Raw genomic sequence first — 16,874 nt, 5'->3', positions numbered from 1 at the left:
CTGCCGTCATCGCGAGCAAGCTCGGCTCCCACAGGGGAGTTGCGGTGTTCACATAACCTGGCCCACCACACTTCCAATGTGGGAGCGAGCTTGCTCGCGATAGCGGTGGTTCAGCGGGCGCGGATGTTGACTGTACTGCCGTCATCGCGAGCAAGCTCGGCTCCCACAGGGGAGTTGTGGTGTTCACATAACCTGGCCCACCACACTTCCAATGTGGGAGCCGAGCTCCCACATTGCTCAGCGCTAATCAATCAGCTGGGCAGCCCTCAGCGCGCCGAGCGCCGCCAGCCAGCGAGGGTCCTGGCGATATTCCGTTGAAGCATAGGCCTGGCCGCGCATACGGGCGATCCGCGCCGAAGGCTTGACCTTCAGGCGTTGGGCAGCGCTCAAGGCCAACTCCGCGGCGGCGCGATCATTACACACCAGCCCCATGTCGCAACCCGCCGTCAACGCCGCCTCGATACGACTGGCGGCATCACCGACCACATGCGCACCGGCCATCGACAGATCATCACTGAAGATCACGCCCTCGAATTGCAACTCGCCGCGCAGGATGTCCTGCAACCAGCGGCGGGAAAACCCGGCTGGATTGGCGTCAACCTGCGGATAGATGACATGGGCCGGCATCACGGCGGCCAGTTGCTTGCTCAGCCTGGCAAACGGTACCAGGTCGTTGGCCCGAATCTGTTCGAGGCTGCGTTCATCGGTCGGAATCGCCACATGGGAATCGGCCTCGGCCCAGCCATGCCCCGGGAAGTGCTTGCCGGTGGCGGCCATGCCGGCGGAGCTCATGCCACGGATGAAGGCACCGGCCAGCAACGCCGCGCGCTCGGGGTCGCCTTCGAAGGAACGACTGCCGACGACGGCGCTGCGCTGGTAGTCGAGATCCAGCACCGGGGCAAAACTCAAGTCGAGACCGACCGCCAACACTTCGGTGGCCATGATCCAGCCGCACTGCTCGGCCAGGTATTCGGCGTTCGGGTTGTCGGCTATCGCCCGCATCGCCGGCAACCGCACAAAGCCCTGGCGCAGCCGCTGAACGCGGCCACCTTCCTGGTCCACAGCCAATAGAAGATCAGGACGAATGGCGCGGATCGACGCGCTCAGCTCGCGCACTTGCCGCGGATGCTCGATATTGCGGGCAAAAATGATCAGGCCGCCTACTTCTGGCTGGCGCAACAGGTGGCGATCTTCGGCCGTCAGCCAGGTACCGGCGACGTCCACCATCAACGAGCCTTGCAGGCCAGCAGTCATAGCATTTCCTTAATAACGATGAACCCGCGCAGTGACACAGGCATGAGCAAACTGCCAGGCCCAAGGCCCGGCAGGTCGCGGTCATGCACTAAAGAATGGAACGGGTTCGAAACGAGAGTCGGCATGGGCGGCTAGCTTAGCGGATGTGGGCAGCCGCGCCCACCCGTGCACTCAAGCCTTGGCCAGCGCCGGCGTCGATTTGCTGCGTGGACGCAGTTGCGCGGCCGCCATGGCCTCATCGGTGACGCCGCTTTCGGCACGCATGCCGGCCGCCAGGAACGGCACCATCAGGCGCATCACCTGCTCGATCGAGGTGTTCACGCCAAAATCGGTTTCAGCGATGGCCCGCAGCGCCTTGATCCCGGACATGCTGAACGCGGCGGCGCCGAGCATGAAGTGCACTCGCCAGAACAACTCGATGGGCGGGATGCGCGGTGCGGCTTCGTTGACCAACAGCATATAGCGACGGAACACCTTGCCGTACATGTCTTCCAGGTAACGCCGCAGGTGGCCCTGGCTCTGGCTGAAGGCCAGGCCCAGCAGGCGCATGAAAATGGACAGGTCGTTACCGCTGCGCGGTTGCACGACAAGGGCTTGCTCGACCAGGATTTCCAGCAGCTCTTCCAGGGTAGGCTTGACGTCAGGCTTGGCCTGGCGCCGCTCCAGTTCACGATCGAGGCTGAGGCAGAAAGGCCCGAGGAAGCGCGAGAAGACCGCTTGGATCAAGGCCTTTTTCGAGCCGAAGTGATAATTCACCGCCGCCAGGTTGACCCCGGCCTTGCTGGTGATCAGACGCAATGAGGTTTCGGCGAAACCTTTTTCCGCGAACAACTGCTCGGCAGCATCGAGAATGCGTTCAACGGTTTCCGACTGGGCCATGGTTACTCCGCCTGACAAACACTTGTTTGAAACATACGTTTCAGCCTAGGGGTTGTCAAGCCTGCCGGGGCGTTTTGCGAACGCCCGGTCACGTATTTAACCACACCTTTTCACAAGGGGTAGCCCTGCCCCATCCAACAACCCGACCGACCGTCCAGCGGCCTGTGGAAAAAGGAGGATTGCCAAGTGGCGTTCACTGTATATAATCCCAGTCACTGTATAAAAAGACAGAGCGATCAATATGCTAAAGCTGACGCCACGCCAAGCAGAGATTCTGGCCTTCATCAAACGCTGCCTCGAAGACAACGGCTACCCGCCGACCCGTGCGGAAATCGCCCAGGAACTGGGTTTCAAGTCGCCCAACGCCGCTGAAGAACATCTCAAGGCGCTGGCGCGCAAGGGCGCAATCGAAATGACCCCGGGCGCATCCCGTGGCATTCGTATCCCCGGTTTCGAAGCCAAGGCCGACGAAACCAGCCTGCCGATCATCGGCCGGGTCGCGGCGGGCGCACCGATCCTTGCCCAGCAGCACGTCGAGGAATCCTGCAACATCAACCCTTCGTTCTTTCATCCCCGGGCCGATTACCTGCTTCGTGTACACGGCATGAGCATGAAGGACATCGGCATCTTCGACGGTGACCTCCTGGCCGTCCACACCACCCGCGAAGCCCGCAATGGCCAGATCGTGGTGGCGCGAATCGGCGACGAGGTGACCGTCAAGCGCTTCAAGCGCGACGGCAGCAAGGTCTGGCTCATTGCCGAGAACCCGGAGTTCGCCCCCATCGAAGTGAACCTGAAAGATCAGGACCTGGTCATCGAAGGTTTGAGCGTCGGCGTCATTCGCCGCTAAAGGAGGCTTTATGCAGTTCCCTCACACACCACAACACACACAACTTCCGCTGTTCGAGGCATTCATGGCCCAACCGCTGGTTCCAGTCCTGAAAGAGGTCATCGAATCGCCCTGGGGCGTCGAACCCGAGGCCTTCAGCGAACTGTCGTTACGTGGTGCGGCCGGAAACTGCCTGAACCTGCTGGCGCCGATTCTGCGAGAACTCAGCCAGGACCAGGATGCTCGCTGGTTGACGCTGATCGCCCCACCGGCCAGCGTTACCCAGGCCTGGCTGCGGGACGCCGGCCTGAACCGTGAGCGCATCCTGTTGCTGCAGCCGCGAGGCACCCAAAGCGCCCAACAGTTGACTTGCGAGGCCCTGCGCCTGGGCCGTAGCCACACCGTGGTCAGCTGGCTCAACCCATTGACCACGGCCGCACGGCAACAGTTGATCAGCGCCGCCCGCACCGGGGACGCACAAAGCCTGAATATTCGATTGGGCTAAGACAAACGCGGGGCTTCTCCAAAGTAGAGAAGCCGACCAGCCACACTATTCAAAAAAGCCGACAGACGGGATCAGTGAAGAACCCGCGGTCCCTCTTCCTTGTTGAATTCGCCTTCAACCAGGCGACCTGCCATCTGGACGCCCACGCTCAGCATCGCCTTGGCGACTTCGACGTGTTGGCCCTGGAGGAATACCTTGGCATCTTCGGAGAAGTTCAAGGTAACCAGAGAACCCTCGTCCTCGGCCCTGCGCAGCTCGATGCGGCCATCAGGAAGTTCGACAATTTCTAGAAAGGACGTAGGCATAAAAGTCTGTTCTCCACGAAAGGCGAGGATTATATAGTCATCGGCCAGGCTCCGCTCGGGATCTTGACCAAGCGTTATCAACGAACGTAACGGGCCGAGGAGAAACTCAGCACTCGCTCAACCCTTCACGAAAGCGTATCGCCAGGCTCTTGAGGTTCTGGCGCCAGCTCTCCAGTTCCTCCCGGCTCAGCTCCTGCTCCGGGTCTTGCTCATCCAGATTGACCGCCACGATCAACGGTTGGGTCACGTCCCCCTTGGGCTTGCGCGGGGCCCGGGGCGGCTCGAACAGCGCCGCATGGGCCGCCAATAACTTCGCAAGCCAGGTTTCCGGGTTATGCGCCAACTCGACCATTTCGGCCAGCTCCGGAATCGCGATGGTTTCCAGCACTTCGCGGGTCAACAGCAGCTCGGCTCGCGGGGCATTCGCTTGTGGCAGGCGATAGAAACCGGCGATTTCATGGCACAACCCCAACAATGCACCGTACAGGTGAAACAGCGCGGACTCACGCCCTGCCTGGAGCAGCGCCGGGGAATTCATCGCACGCCCGTCCTCGGCCCTGCTGAGTGCTTCGAGCGACAGGCCGGCGAAATAGATTTTCTGATTGGTGCGGGTATAGAGTTCGTGGGCCATGGCGGCATCTCCCCAACGAAATGAAAGCTTCACGCAAGTGCGACAGTGTCGTGGATCAACCGAGGCCACTGCAAGCCAAAAACAAAAAGGCCGCATGAAAACCTGTGGGTTGTCATGCGGCCTTTTTGTCAGGTCTATGCGGATTTAGCGATTGTAGAGGGCGGCTGCGCCGCCAGCGGGAGCAAACTCCCTCGCCACAAGAGCCTCAACCCCGCCCTCCAGACAAGCCCCTGGCGATCAGCGCTTGTCTTCAACGGTCCATTTACCGCCATCGTAGTACGCCTTCCAGCCGGTCGGCTTGCCGTCGACTTCGGTCTGCACGTACTGCTCCTTGGTCTTGCGGCTGTAGCGAATGACCGCAGGGCGCCCGTCCGGATCCTTCTGCGGTGCCTCACAGAGGAAATGGTACTTCGGATCGATCTCATCCTTGTGCGGGAGGATTTCCATCACCAACGGTGCACGGGTCTCGCGGTTTTTCGGGAACTGGCTGGCTGCCAGGAACAGGCCGGAAGCACCGTCACGCAAGATATAGGTGTCGTTGACCTTCTCGCACTTGAGCTCCGGCATTTTCACCGGATCCATCTTCGGCGGCGCCGCATCACCGCTCTTGAGCAGTTTGCGCGTGTTCTTGCAGGTTGGGTTGGTGCAGCCGAAGAACTTGCCGAAACGGCCGGTCTTGAGCTGCATCTCGCTGCCACACTTGTCGCATTCCAGGCTCGGGCCTTCGTAACCCTTGATGCGATAAGTGCCCTCTTCAATCTCGTAGCCGGCACAGTCCGGATTGTTACCGCAGATGTGCAGCTTGCGCTTCTCATCCAGCAGGTAGGCATCCATCGCCGTGCTGCAGATCGGGCAGCGATGCTTGCCACGCAGCACCAGGGATTCCGATTCGCCCTCGTCGTCCGCGGCGATTTCGTCGCCCGGCACCAGGTTGACCGTCGCCTTGCAGCGTTCCTTGGGCGGCAGGCTGTAGCCCGAGCAACCGAGGAAGACACCGGTCGAGGCGGTCCGGATTTGCATCGGACGGCCGCAGGTCAGGCATGGAATGTCAGTCATGACCGGCTGGTTGGCCCGCATGCCGTTGTCCGGGCTCTCCGCCACTTCAAGTTTTTTCTTGAAGTCGCCGTAGAACTCGTCGAGAACGTTTTTCCAGTCCCGCTCGCCCTGGGCCACATCGTCGAGGTTCTCTTCCATGCCGGCGGTGAAGCCGTAGTCCATCAGGTTCGAGAAGCTCTCGGACAAACGCTCGGTGACGATGTCACCCATCTTTTCCGAATAGAAACGACGGTTGTGCAGCGCCACATAACCGCGGTCCTGGATGGTGGAAATGATGGCGGCGTAGGTCGAAGGACGACCGATGCCGCGCTTTTCCATTTCCTTGACCAGGCTGGCTTCGGAGTAACGGGCCGGCGGCTTGGTGAAGTGCTGGGTCGGATCGAGCTTGATCAGCTTCATCACGTCGCCCTGGGCCATGTCCGGCAGGACGTCGTCATCCCCAGGCTTGGTGATTTGCGGCATGACGCGGGTGTAGCCGTCGAACTTCAGGATGCGGCCCTTGGCACGCAACTCGAAGTCACCGGCACCAACGCTGACCGTGGTCGACAGGTATTGCGCCGGCAGCATCTGGCAAGCCAGGAACTGGCGCCAGATCAGCTCGTAGAGACGCTCGGCATCGCGCTCCATGCCCGACAGCTTGCTTGGCTCGGTGTTGGCGTCGGACGGACGAATCGCTTCGTGAGCCTCCTGCGCACCTTCCTTGCTGCTGTAGACATTCGGCGTGTCCGGCAGGTACTTCTTGCCGAACTCGCTTTCTATATAAGTGCGCGCCATCGCCACGGCATCGACCGAAAGGTTGGTCGAGTCGGTACGCATATAGGTGATGTAGCCGGCTTCGTACAGACGCTGGGCCATCATCATGGTTTTCTTCACGCCAAAGCCCAGGCGGTTGCTTGCGGCCTGTTGCAGCGTGGAGGTGATGAACGGCGCCGACGGCTTGCTGCTGGTCGGCTTGTCTTCGCGCTTGACGATGCTGTAGCTGGAAGCCTTGAGCTTCTCCAGCGCCGCCATGGCCTGGGCTTCGTTGAGAGGCTTGAAGGCTTCGCCCTTCTCGCGGGCCACGTCGAAGCGCACGGTCGCGCCTTTGGCGGTGCCAAGGTCGGCGTGGACTTCCCAGTACTCTTCAGGGATGAACGCGCGGATCTCACGCTCGCGCTCCACCACCAGCTTCACCGCAACCGACTGTACGCGACCAGCCGACAGGCCACGGGCGATCTTGGCCCACAGCAGCGGCGAGACCATGTAGCCCACCACGCGGTCGAGGAAGCGACGCGCCTGCTGGGCGTTGACCCGATCGATATCCAACTCGCCCGGTTGGGAAAAGGCTTCCTGGATGGCCTTCTTGGTAATTTCGTTGAACACCACGCGCTTGTAGCGGCTGTCATCCCCACCGATGGCTTCGCGCAGGTGCCAGGCAATGGCTTCCCCTTCGCGGTCCAAGTCCGTCGCGAGATAGATGGTGTCGGCATCCTTGGCGAGCCGGCGCAGCTCTTCGATGACCTTTTCCTTGCCCGGGAGGATCTCGTACTTGGCTTTCCAACCGTGTTCCGGATCGACCCCCATGCGGGAAACCAGCTGCTTGCGCGCCTTGTCCTTGGGCGACAGCGCCGGCGCTTCACCGGCAGCAGCCTTGCCGCGCTTGGCGGCTGGCTCCTTGCTGGCGCTAGCCGAACCGCTGGTGGGCAGGTCTCGGATATGGCCGATACTCGACTTCACCACGTATTGGTTGCCCAGATACTTGTTGATGGTCTTGGCCTTAGCCGGGGATTCCACAATGACCAGCGATTTGCCCATGGATCAGAAAATTCCTGAATTCTAAAAAGTGAAAGGCGGTTGGCGCCTGACGCGGCACCGCTATATATAGTGGCTGCAAGGTAAGGTCAAGCGCAGGGTTGCCCGCATACCGGCCTCAAGGCGTGGAAAAAATGCTCTCCTCGGCCTGCACCAAAGCAAAGCGTGGCACCTGTTCGCCGTCAACCTCGACGGACTCCTGGAACATGCTCAAGGGACGCACCCAAAAGCCGTAATCGCCATACAGGGCTTGATAGAACACCACTTCTTCTTCGGTCTCGGAATGCCGCGCGATGCTGAATACACGGTACTGCGGACCTTTGTAATGCTGGTAGAGCCCAGGTTGTATCGGCATGTCTTGGCCCTCACTCAAATCTTTTCAAAATAAAAACAAAATTTTTCTACTAAACCCGGAAAAAACAAAAACCGGGGCACTTGGCCCCGGCTTCCATCGACGCAACGCTTAGACGCGTTCGAAGACAGTGGCGATGCCCTGGCCGAGGCCAATGCACATGGTGGACACACCGAAGGTGCCGCCATTCTGCTTCATGACGTTGAGCAGCGTGCCGGAGATACGCGCACCGGAGCAACCGAACGGGTGACCCAGGGCGATCGCGCCGCCGTGCAGGTTAACCTTCTCGTTCATCTTGTCGAGCACTTTCAAATCTTTCAGCACAGGCAGGGCCTGTGCGGCGAAAGCTTCGTTGAGTTCGAAGAAGTCGATATCGGCAATACCCAGGCCTGCGCGCTTCAAGGCTTTCTGCGTGGCCGGTACTGGACCATAGCCCATGATCGCCGGGTCCACACCCGCCACGGCCATCGACCGGATCACCGCCATCGGCTGGATACCCAGGTCCTGGGCACGCTGGGCCGACATCACGATCATGCACGAGGCACCGTCGGTGATTTGCGACGAAGTACCGGCTGTCACGGTGCCGCCCTTCGGATTGAAGGCCGGCTTGAGGGCCGCCAGACTTTCCAGGGTGGTTTCCGGACGAATGGTTTCGTCGTAGTCGAACAGCTTCAGGAAGCCGTTCTCGTCGTAGCCCTGCATCGGGATGATCTCATCCTTGAACTTGCCTTCCACGGTCGCCTTGTGGGCGAGCTGGTGGGAGCGCACGCCGAAGGCGTCCTGCTGTTCGCGGCTGATGCCGTGCATTTTGCCGAGCATTTCCGCAGTCAGGCCCATCATGCCCGAGGCTTTTGCCGCGTACAGCGACATGTGCGGGTTCGGATCGACGCCGTGCATCATGCTCACGTGGCCCATGTGCTCGACACCACCGACGACGAACACATCACCGTTGCCGGTCATGATCGCCTGGGCGGCGGTGTGCAGTGCGCTCATGGACGAACCGCACAGGCGGCTGACGGTCTGGCCCGCCGCAGTGTGAGGAATCTGGGTCATCAGCGAGGCCATGCGGGCGATGTTCCAGCCCTGCTCCAGGGTCTGGTTCACACAGCCCCAGATCACGTCTTCGACTTCGTTCGGGTCGACCTTGACGTTGCGCTCCAGCAGCTTGCTGATCAGGTGCGCCGACATGTCTTCGGCGCGGGTGTTGCGGTGCATGCCGCCCTTGGAGCGGCCCATCGGCGTACGACCGAAGTCGACGATCACGACGTCTCTAGGATTCAAGCTCATAAATGTTCTCTCGCTCTAGTCGTTGGGCGCTTAACCGAAGAAACGCTGGCCGTTCTTGGCCATCTCACGCAGCTTCGCGGTCGGGTGGTACAGCGCGCCCAGATCAGCGTACTGGTCAGCCAGGGCAACGAACTCGGCCACACCGATCGAATCGATGTAACGCAGCGCACCGCCACGGAATGGAGGGAAACCGATACCGTAGACCAGACCCATGTCGGCTTCGGCGGCGGTTTCGACAATGCCGTCTTCCAGGCAACGCACGGTTTCGAGGCACAGCGGGATCATCATCCAGTTGATGATGTCCTCGTCGGTGACTTCGCGCTGCTCGTAGACGATCGGCTTGAGCACTTCCAGTACCGACGAGTCGGCGACTTTCTTCTGCTTGCCGCGCTTGTCGGTCTCGTAGGCGTAGAAGCCCTTGCCGTTCTTCTGGCCCAGGCGCTTGGCTTCGTAGAGCACGTCGACGGCCGAACGACGGTCGTCTTTCATGCGGTCCGGAAAGCCTTCAGCCATGACGTCGCGACCGTGGTGGCCGGTGTCGATGCCAACCACGTCCATCAGGTACGCCGGGCCCATCGGCCAGCCGAATTTTTCCATGATCTTGTCGATGCGCACGAAGTCCACACCGGCGCTGACCAGCTTGGCGAAACCGCCGAAATACGGGAACAGCACGCGGTTGACCAAAAAGCCCGGGCAGTCGTTGACGACGATCGGGTTCTTGCCCATTTTCTTGGCGTAGGCCACGGTAGTGGCTACGGCCAGTTCGCTGGACTTCTCGCCACGGATCACTTCCACCAGCGGCATCATGTGCACCGGGTTGAAGAAGTGCATGCCGACGAAGTTTTCCGGACGCTTGAGGGCCTTGGCCAGCAGCGAAATGGAAATGGTCGAGGTGTTCGAGGCGAGGATGGTGTCCTCTTTGACCTTGTCTTCGACTTCAGCCAGTACCGCCTGCTTGACCTTCGGGTTCTCGACAACCGCTTCGACCACCAGGTCGACATGGCCGAAATCGCCGTAGGACAGGGTTGGACGAATGCCGTTGAGCACTTCGGCCATCTTCGCGGCGGTCATGCGACCTTTGTCGACGCGGCCGACCAGCAGCTTGGCAGCTTCGGCCAGGCCCTGCTCGATCCCGTGTTCGTTGATGTCCTTCATCAGGATCGGCGTGCCTTTGGACGCCGACTGGTAGGCGATGCCGCCCCCCATGATACCGGCGCCGAGCACGGCGGCCTGCTTCACGTCACGGGCGATTTCGTCGTAGGCCTTGGCCTTTTTCTTCAGTTCCTGGTCGTTGAGGAACAGACCGATCAGGCTTTGTGCCGCCGAGGTCTTGGCCAGCTTGACGAAGCCGGCGGCCTCGACTTCCAGTGCCTTGTCGCGACCGAAGTTCGCGGCTTTCTGGATGGTCTTGATCGCTTCGACCGGCGCCGGGTAGTTCGGGCCTGCCTGACCGGCCACGAAACCCTTGGCGGTTTCGAAGGCCATCATTTGTTCGATGGCGTTGAGCTTGAGCTTTTCCAGCTTCGGCTGACGCTTGGCCTTGTAGTCGAACTCGCCGCTGATGGCACGCTTGATAGTTTCAAGGGCCGCTTCCTGGAGCTTGCCAGGTTCGACCACGGCATCCACGGCACCGACTTTCAGCGCGTCTTCGGCACGGTTTTCCTTGCCCGCGGCAATCCACTCGATAGCGTTGTCAGCACCGATCAGGCGCGGCAGGCGCACGGTGCCGCCAAAGCCCGGGTAGATGCCCAGCTTGACTTCCGGCAGGCCGATCTTGGCCGTGGTGGCCATGACGCGGTAATCCGCCGCCAGGCACATTTCCAGGCCGCCACCCAGGGCGATGCCGTTGATGGCCGCGACGGTCGGTACGTTGAGGTCTTCGAAATCGCTGAAAATACGGTTGGCTTCGAGGTTGCCAGCGATCAGTTCGGCATCGGGCAGCTTGAAGTTGTCGACGAATTCGGTGATGTCGGCACCGACGATGAACACGTCCTTGCCGCTGCTGACGATCACACCCTTGATCGAAGTATCTGCCTTGATAGTGTCTACGGCCTGACGCAATTCATTCAGGGTTAGACGGTTGAACTTGTTGACGGACTCACCCTTGAGGTCGAATTTCAGTTCGACGATGCCACTTTCAAGAGCCTTAACCGTGATGGCTTTACCTTCGTAAATCATCAACTGATCTCCACGATATGGAAGCTGAACAGTACACGTTGGACGCTGGCTGCTGGTTCGGCATTGACGTTACCGTCGATGCTACGCCAATCCGCCAGGCACACCCGTCAACGCGATAGTCGGGGTCTGTAGGAGCCGTCTGAAAATACAAACGCTCAATTCATACGCCCGTTTGATTTGGGTACGTCACCTTCACGGAATTTCCGACAATTGTCAATCGCCCTAAACACCGGCGTGAACGCGACTTTACGGTCATTTCCGTACCCTACGGATCCGCAACACGGCGCCGCATGAGAAGCCATTCATAGAATCAATAATTAGAAAAATCGCCCTAATTCCAGACAGATCGGATCCAGCCGGCTACGCTGTCGGGGTACGCTTGAATTTTGCGGAATGAAGGGCGCTGCGAACGCACGCCCTGACATGAGATGGATTACCGGCCTGCCTGGCCAACCCGCCCGATGAGACTGTCGGGCTTTTTTATGCCCGTAGGAGCTGCCGAAGGCTGCGATCTTTTGATCTTTCACTCAAGATTCAATTGAGCCTGGACAGATCGCAGCCTCGCGGCGCTTCAGGCCAGCGCCTTCAGCACCGAGGAAATGTCCTGTAAAACACTCGCCTCGCCTTTCTCGCCCCAATACAAGGCAATCATTTGCCGGTCGGCTTCAACTTTGTAGACGTTGGCTGGCAATTTTTCGAAATGATTGAGCAGGGACTCATCCAGGCAGATTTCCCGCCACTGATTGGCCCAGACGCCAGGCGCAGTTTGCCAGTAGCTCCAGCAGGCCGGCTGGCTGCCGCGCCGGGGCCGATAGTACTGGGCACAGGGGTTTGGCGGCTGTTGGTCGAGCCAGTGCGGCCACTCTTGTGGCGCCAGTTGCATGGCCAGGCCCAGGCGTCGCGCTTCCATGCGCAGGGCCATGCGACCGCTCTGTACACGGGACGGACGCAACCATGCCAGCGGACTTAACACCACCAACAGGATTGACAGCACTATCCAGACCGTCATATTCGTACTCCCCGATTCTGATGAGCCCATTGACCCAGGTCGCGTCAATGCGCTTGAAACCAGCCATACTTACCGTATCGCAATTCTCTGGAGTGCCTTCCATGTACTACAACCACGTTCTGGTCGCCGTTGACCTCACTGAAGAATGCGATCCGGTCGTCAAGCGCGCCCTCGCCCTCTGCGAAGGCCGAGACACCCAGCTGTCACTGGTGCATATCGTCGAACCGATGGCCATGGCCTTCGGCGGCGACGTGCCGATGGACCTTTCCCAGTTGCAGCAGCAGCAATTCGACCAGGCCAAGGAACGCCTTGACCGACTGATCGTGAAATACCCGGCCCTGAAGAAGGAATTCAGCCACCTGACCTACGGCCAGCCGCGCCAGGAGATCCATCACCTGGCCAAGGAACAGGGTTGCGACCTGATTGTCGTCGGCAGCCATGGTCGCCACGGTCTGGCGCTGCTGCTGGGCTCGACCGCCAACGATGTGCTGCATGGCGCGCCTTGCGATGTGCTGGCAGTACACCTGGTCAAGCGCACATAAACCTAAACCTGTGGGAGCGAGCTTGCTCGCGATCGCGGTAGATCAGCAGCATTGATGCTGACTGTCACACCGCTATCGCGAGCAAGCTCGCTCCCACAAGGGGATGGCGTTTCAAGTAAAAAATCCCGGCGCTCATTGCTGAACGCAGGGATTTTTCTCGACAGTGGATCAAGCGTCCAGTTCAGCCCAGCGCTCGACCAATGCATCCAGTTCGGCCTGCAGTTGCTCCAGGTGCGCAATCACCTTGGCGGTTTCGGCAGCAGGTCGCTGGTAGAACCCGGTGTCGGCCATTTCGGCTTCTACCGCTGCGATCTGCTGCTCCTTCGCGTCGATATCACCCGGCAAGGCTTCCAGTTCACGCTGCAGCTTGTAGCTGAGCTTTTTCTTCGCGGGGGCCGGGGCTGCTGCGGCAACCGGCGCAGGCTCGGCCTTGACCACGGCCGAGTTCAGGTCGGCCTTGCCGGACTTGCTCTCGGTGACCCCCAGCAGACGCGGCGAGCCGCCCTGGCGCAGCCAGTCCTGATAGCCACCGACGTATTCGCGAACCAGGCCTTCGCCTTCGAACACCAGGGTGCTGGTGACCACGTTGTCGAGGAATGCCCGGTCGTGACTGACCATCAGCACGGTGCCGTTGAAGGTCAGCAGCACCTCTTCCAGCAATTCCAGGGTTTCCACGTCCAGGTCGTTGGTGGGCTCGTCGAGCACCAGCAGGTTCGCCGGCTTGCTGAACAACTTGGCCAGCAACAGACGGGCGCGCTCACCACCCGACAATGCCTTGACTGGCGTACGGGCACGCTGGGGGCTGAACAGGAAATCGCCGAGGTAGCTCAGCACATGGCGGCTCTGGCCATCGATGTCGATGAAATCGCGGCCTTCGGCCACGTTGTCGATCACGGTCTTTTCCAGGTCCAGTTGATGACGCAACTGGTCAAAGTAGGCGACGTCGATCTTCGTGCCCTCTTCCACCTTGCCGCTGGTGGGCACCAGGCCGCCGAGCATCAGCTTGAGCAAAGTGGTCTTGCCAGTGCCGTTGGCGCCCAGCAGGCCGATGCGATCGCCACGCTGCAGCACCATGGAAAAGTCCTTGATCAGGAACGGGCCGCCAGGGTGCGCGAAACTCACGTTCTCCAGGACCATCACCTGCTTGCCGGACTTGTCAGCGGTGTCCAACTGAATGTTGGCCTTGCCGGTGCGCTCGCGACGCTCACTTCGCTCCATGCGCAAAGCCTTGAGCGCGCGCACACGGCCTTCATTGCGGGTGCGACGCGCCTTGATGCCCTGGCGAATCCAGACTTCTTCCTGGGCCAGTTTCTTATCGAACAGCGCGTTAGCGGTTTCTTCCGCTGCCAACGCCGCTTCCTTGTGCACCAGGAAGCTGGCGTAGTCGCCGTTCCAGTCGATCAGGCCGCCGCGGTCCAATTCAAGGATGCGCGTCGCCAGGTTCTGCAGGAAGGAACGGTCGTGGGTGATGAACAGCACCGCACCCTGGAAGTCTTTCAGGGCTTCTTCAAGCCAGGCGATGGCGCCAATGTCCAGGTGGTTGGTCGGTTCGTCGAGCAGCAGCAGGTCTGGCTCGGAGACCAGGGCCTGGGCCAGCAGGACGCGGCGACGCCAACCGCCGGACAACTCGGCGAGGGTCTTGTCGGCCGGCAGTTGCAGGCGGCTCAGGGTGCTGTCGACCAGTTGCTGCAAGCGCCAGCCGTCTCGGGCCTCAAGGTCGTGCTGCACGTGCATCAACTTGTCCAGGTCGGCATCGGTGACGATGTTCTGGCTCAGGTGGTGATACTCGGCCAACAGCGCGCCGACACCGTCCAGGCCTTCGGCGACCACATCGAACACGGTCCGCTCGTCGGCCACCGGCAGTTCCTGGGGCAATTCGCCGATTTTCAGGCCTGGCGCACGCCAGACCGAGCCGTCGTCAGGCTTCTGATCGCCCTTGACCAGCTTCATCATGCTGGACTTGCCAGTGCCGTTTCGGCCGATGATGCACACCCGCTCACCACGGGCGATCTGCCAGGACACCTTGTCCAACAACGGCATAGCGCCGAACGCAAGGGACACATCGCTGAATTTGAGCAGGGTCATGAGCTTCTCCAAAAACCGGGCGCGCATTCTACCTGAGATGAGGCCTCAAGGGTCCGCCAATTTCGCCACTGAAGCACTCTGCATAACAAATGTTGCGAACTTGCACCGACGGCCCCGCAAAGCTTTCGCCGGCTGCTGGCAAAAGGCTAAGCTACAGACAGTTACCCTGGGTTAACCCTTGGGCTTGTCATGTTTTTTTCTGCCCGGATGTCTCATGCGCAGTCGCCTTTTCAGTGTTTTATCGTGTCTTTTTGTATGTGCCACTGCCGTTCAATCCGCTCAGGCGGTGGATATCTCCACTCAGCGCCAATACTACGACGAGGCCAAGCGTGCCTTGGCCAAGGGTGATTCCGGCCCCTACTTTCGCTACAGCCAGGCCCTGCGCGATTACCCGCTGGAGCCGTACCTGGCCTACGACGAATTGACCGCTCGCCTCAAGAGCGCCAGCAACGCCGAAATCGAGAAATTCCTCGCCGAGCACGGTGACCTGCCCCAGGCCAACTGGATGAAGCTGCGCTGGCTGCGTTGGCTGACCGAGCGCGGCGACTGGGAGACCTTCGTCAAGTATTACGACCCCAAGCTCAATTTCACCGAGCTGGATTGTCTCAACGCTCAGTACCAACTCAGCCATGGCCTGAAGGCCGAGGGCTATGCCAACACCGAAAAGCTGTGGCTCACCGGCAAGTCCCAGCCCCAGGCGTGCGATGCGTTGTTCGGCCTGTGGGCATCCCAGGGCCAGTTGACCGAGCAGAAGCGCTGGGAGCGCGCCAAGCTGGCCGCCCAGGCACGCAACTACCCGCTGGCCAACAGCCTGGTCAGCGGCCTGACCACCCTCGCTCCCCGTGGCAACTTGCTGGTGGACGTGGCGCAAAAGCCCGAGTTGCTCAACCAGCCCTCGCGCTTCGTGCCAGCCGATGAACCGATGTCCGATATCGTCAGTCTCGGCCTGCGTCGCCTGGCCCGCCAGGACCCGGAAAAAGCCATGGCGCTGCTGGATGGCTACGCCAGCACCATGCATTTTTCCCGGGATGAAAAAGTCGCGATCGCCCGCGAGATCGGCTTGACCCTGGCCAAGCGCTTCGACAGCCGCGCCCTGGACGTGATGACGAAATACGACCCGGAGTTGCGCGATGACACTGTTTCGGAATGGCGCTTGCGCCTGCTGTTGCGCCTCGCTCGCTGGGACGATGCCTATCAGTTGACCCGCCGCCTGCCCGAGTCGCTGTCCAGCACCAATCGCTGGCGGTACTGGCAAGCCCGCACGCTGGAACTGGCGCAGCCGCAGAACCCGGAAGCCCTGACGCTCTACAAGCACCTGGCCCGTGAGCGGGACTTCTATGGCTTCCTGGCTGCCGACCGATCCCAGTCCCCATATTCGCTCGTCAACAAGCCACTGGTGATGAGCCAGGCGCTGATCAACAAGGTGCGCAATACGCCTGGCGTGCGCCGGGCGCTGGAATTTCATGCCCGTGGCGACATTGTCGACGGACGTCGTGAGTGGTATCACGTCAGCCGTCATTTCAACCGGGACGAAATGGTCGCCCAGGCGAAACTGGCTTACGACCTGAAATGGTATTTCCCGGCCATTCGCACCATCAGCCAGGCCAAGTACTGGGACGACCTGGACATCCGTTTCCCGATGGCCCACCGCGAGACCCTGGTGCGCGAAGCCAAGATCCGCGGTTTGCATCCAAGTTGGGCGTTCGCCATTACCCGCCAGGAAAGTGCGTTCATGGATGATGCCCGCTCCAGCGTCGGCGCCGCCGGCCTGATGCAACTGATGCCTGGCACCGCCAAGGAAACCGCGCGCAAGTTCAGCATTCCCCTGGCCTCGCCACAGCAAGTGTTGAACCCGGACAAGAACATCCAGTTGGGTGCGGCCTACCTGAGCCAGGTTCATAGCCAGTTCAACGGCAACCGCGTCCTGGCCTCGGCCGCCTACAACGCCGGCCCCGGCCGCGTGCGCCAGTGGCTGCGCGGCGCCGACCACTTGAGCTTCGACGTCTGGGTCGAGAGCATCCCGTTCGACGAAACCCGCCAATACGTGCAGAACGTGTTGTCTTATTCGGTGATCTACGGGCAGAAACTCAACTCGCCGCAACCGCTGGTGGACTGGCATGAGCGGTATTTCGACGATCAGTGATTAACACTCCCACAAAGCCCTCTTCTTG

The 16,874-nt window shown here is 60.6% G+C and carries 14 protein-coding genes; 4 read left to right on the top strand and 10 right to left on the bottom strand.

The window, feature by feature from the left end; translation table 11 throughout:
* Nucleotides 1–243: 243 nt before the first annotated feature.
* Both nagZ and J4E63_RS06990 read right to left on the bottom strand, forming a co-directional pair.
* Nucleotides 244–1,242, bottom strand: coding sequence for a beta-N-acetylhexosaminidase (gene nagZ, locus J4E63_RS06995; RefSeq protein WP_207282460.1), 999 nt, complete (start codon nucleotides 1,240–1,242; stop codon nucleotides 244–246).
* Nucleotides 1,243–1,425: 183 nt separating this feature from the next.
* Nucleotides 1,426–2,133: a TetR/AcrR family transcriptional regulator gene (locus tag J4E63_RS06990; RefSeq protein WP_013692622.1), complete on the bottom strand. Its 708-nt coding sequence runs from the start codon at nucleotides 2,131–2,133 to the stop codon at nucleotides 1,426–1,428.
* A 241-nt stretch (nucleotides 2,134–2,374) separates the two neighbouring features.
* Here J4E63_RS06990 and lexA point away from each other — a divergent pair, with 241 nt between their 5' ends.
* Both lexA and sulA read left to right on the top strand, forming a co-directional pair.
* The gene (gene lexA / locus J4E63_RS06985) at nucleotides 2,375–2,983 is read left to right on the top strand and encodes a transcriptional repressor LexA (RefSeq protein ID WP_207281464.1); all 609 of its coding nucleotides are present in this window, start codon (nucleotides 2,375–2,377) and stop codon (nucleotides 2,981–2,983) included.
* 10 nt (nucleotides 2,984–2,993) lie between these two features.
* Nucleotides 2,994–3,467, top strand: a complete 474-nt coding sequence (gene sulA / locus J4E63_RS06980; RefSeq protein ID WP_060738408.1) for an SOS-induced cell division inhibitor SulA — start codon at nucleotides 2,994–2,996, stop codon at nucleotides 3,465–3,467.
* A 71-nt stretch (nucleotides 3,468–3,538) separates the two neighbouring features.
* On the opposite strand, the gene J4E63_RS06975 is transcribed toward sulA, so the two are convergent.
* From J4E63_RS06975 to J4E63_RS06945, 7 genes are all read right to left on the bottom strand, one after another.
* The gene (locus J4E63_RS06975) at nucleotides 3,539–3,772 is read right to left on the bottom strand and encodes a hypothetical protein (protein WP_003183419.1); all 234 of its coding nucleotides are present in this window, start codon (nucleotides 3,770–3,772) and stop codon (nucleotides 3,539–3,541) included.
* 106 nt (nucleotides 3,773–3,878) lie between these two features.
* A complete protein-coding gene (locus J4E63_RS06970) occupies nucleotides 3,879–4,403 on the bottom strand; it encodes a DUF6586 family protein (RefSeq protein WP_207281463.1) in 525 nt (174 codons plus the stop codon).
* Between the two features lie 237 nt (nucleotides 4,404–4,640).
* Entirely contained in the window at nucleotides 4,641–7,253 is a 2,613-nt protein-coding gene (topA, locus tag J4E63_RS06965) for a type I DNA topoisomerase (RefSeq protein ID WP_207281462.1), read from the bottom strand.
* Nucleotides 7,254–7,368: 115 nt separating this feature from the next.
* Complete coding sequence (locus tag J4E63_RS06960; RefSeq protein WP_060738411.1) at nucleotides 7,369–7,605, bottom strand: DUF1653 domain-containing protein; 237 nt, start codon at nucleotides 7,603–7,605, stop codon at nucleotides 7,369–7,371.
* Nucleotides 7,606–7,713: 108 nt separating this feature from the next.
* Nucleotides 7,714–8,889: an acetyl-CoA C-acyltransferase FadA gene (fadA, locus tag J4E63_RS06955; protein WP_060738412.1), complete on the bottom strand. Its 1,176-nt coding sequence runs from the start codon at nucleotides 8,887–8,889 to the stop codon at nucleotides 7,714–7,716.
* A 30-nt stretch (nucleotides 8,890–8,919) separates the two neighbouring features.
* Nucleotides 8,920–11,067 (bottom strand): fatty acid oxidation complex subunit alpha FadB, encoded by a 2,148-nt coding sequence (fadB, locus tag J4E63_RS06950; RefSeq protein WP_207281461.1) that lies wholly within the window; start codon nucleotides 11,065–11,067, stop codon nucleotides 8,920–8,922.
* A 571-nt stretch (nucleotides 11,068–11,638) separates the two neighbouring features.
* Entirely contained in the window at nucleotides 11,639–12,076 is a 438-nt protein-coding gene (locus tag J4E63_RS06945; RefSeq protein ID WP_207281460.1) for a hypothetical protein, read from the bottom strand.
* A gap of 101 nt (nucleotides 12,077–12,177) precedes the next feature.
* Here J4E63_RS06945 and J4E63_RS06940 point away from each other — a divergent pair, with 101 nt between their 5' ends.
* Nucleotides 12,178–12,618 carry a universal stress protein gene (locus J4E63_RS06940; RefSeq protein ID WP_060738415.1) on the top strand — a complete coding sequence of 147 codons (441 nt, stop codon included), beginning with the start codon at nucleotides 12,178–12,180 and terminating at the stop codon, nucleotides 12,616–12,618.
* A gap of 168 nt (nucleotides 12,619–12,786) precedes the next feature.
* Here the strand turns inward: J4E63_RS06940 and J4E63_RS06935 are convergent, their stop codons facing one another.
* Nucleotides 12,787–14,703, bottom strand: a complete 1,917-nt coding sequence (locus J4E63_RS06935; RefSeq protein WP_192259800.1) for an ATP-binding cassette domain-containing protein — start codon at nucleotides 14,701–14,703, stop codon at nucleotides 12,787–12,789.
* A 214-nt stretch (nucleotides 14,704–14,917) separates the two neighbouring features.
* On the opposite strand from J4E63_RS06935, the gene J4E63_RS06930 reads away from it, so the two are divergent.
* Nucleotides 14,918–16,846 carry a transglycosylase SLT domain-containing protein gene (locus J4E63_RS06930; RefSeq protein ID WP_060738417.1) on the top strand — a complete coding sequence of 643 codons (1,929 nt, stop codon included), beginning with the start codon at nucleotides 14,918–14,920 and terminating at the stop codon, nucleotides 16,844–16,846.
* Nucleotides 16,847–16,874: the final 28 nt, after the last annotated feature.

The sequence above is a fragment of the Pseudomonas sp. FW300-N2F2 genome, from assembly GCF_017351655.1.
Taxonomy (GTDB): Bacteria; Pseudomonadota; Gammaproteobacteria; order Pseudomonadales; family Pseudomonadaceae; genus Aquipseudomonas; species Aquipseudomonas fluorescens_AA.
The sequence above is the reverse complement of the archived record's forward strand: the minus strand, read 5'-3'. Positions and strand labels throughout refer to the sequence as shown.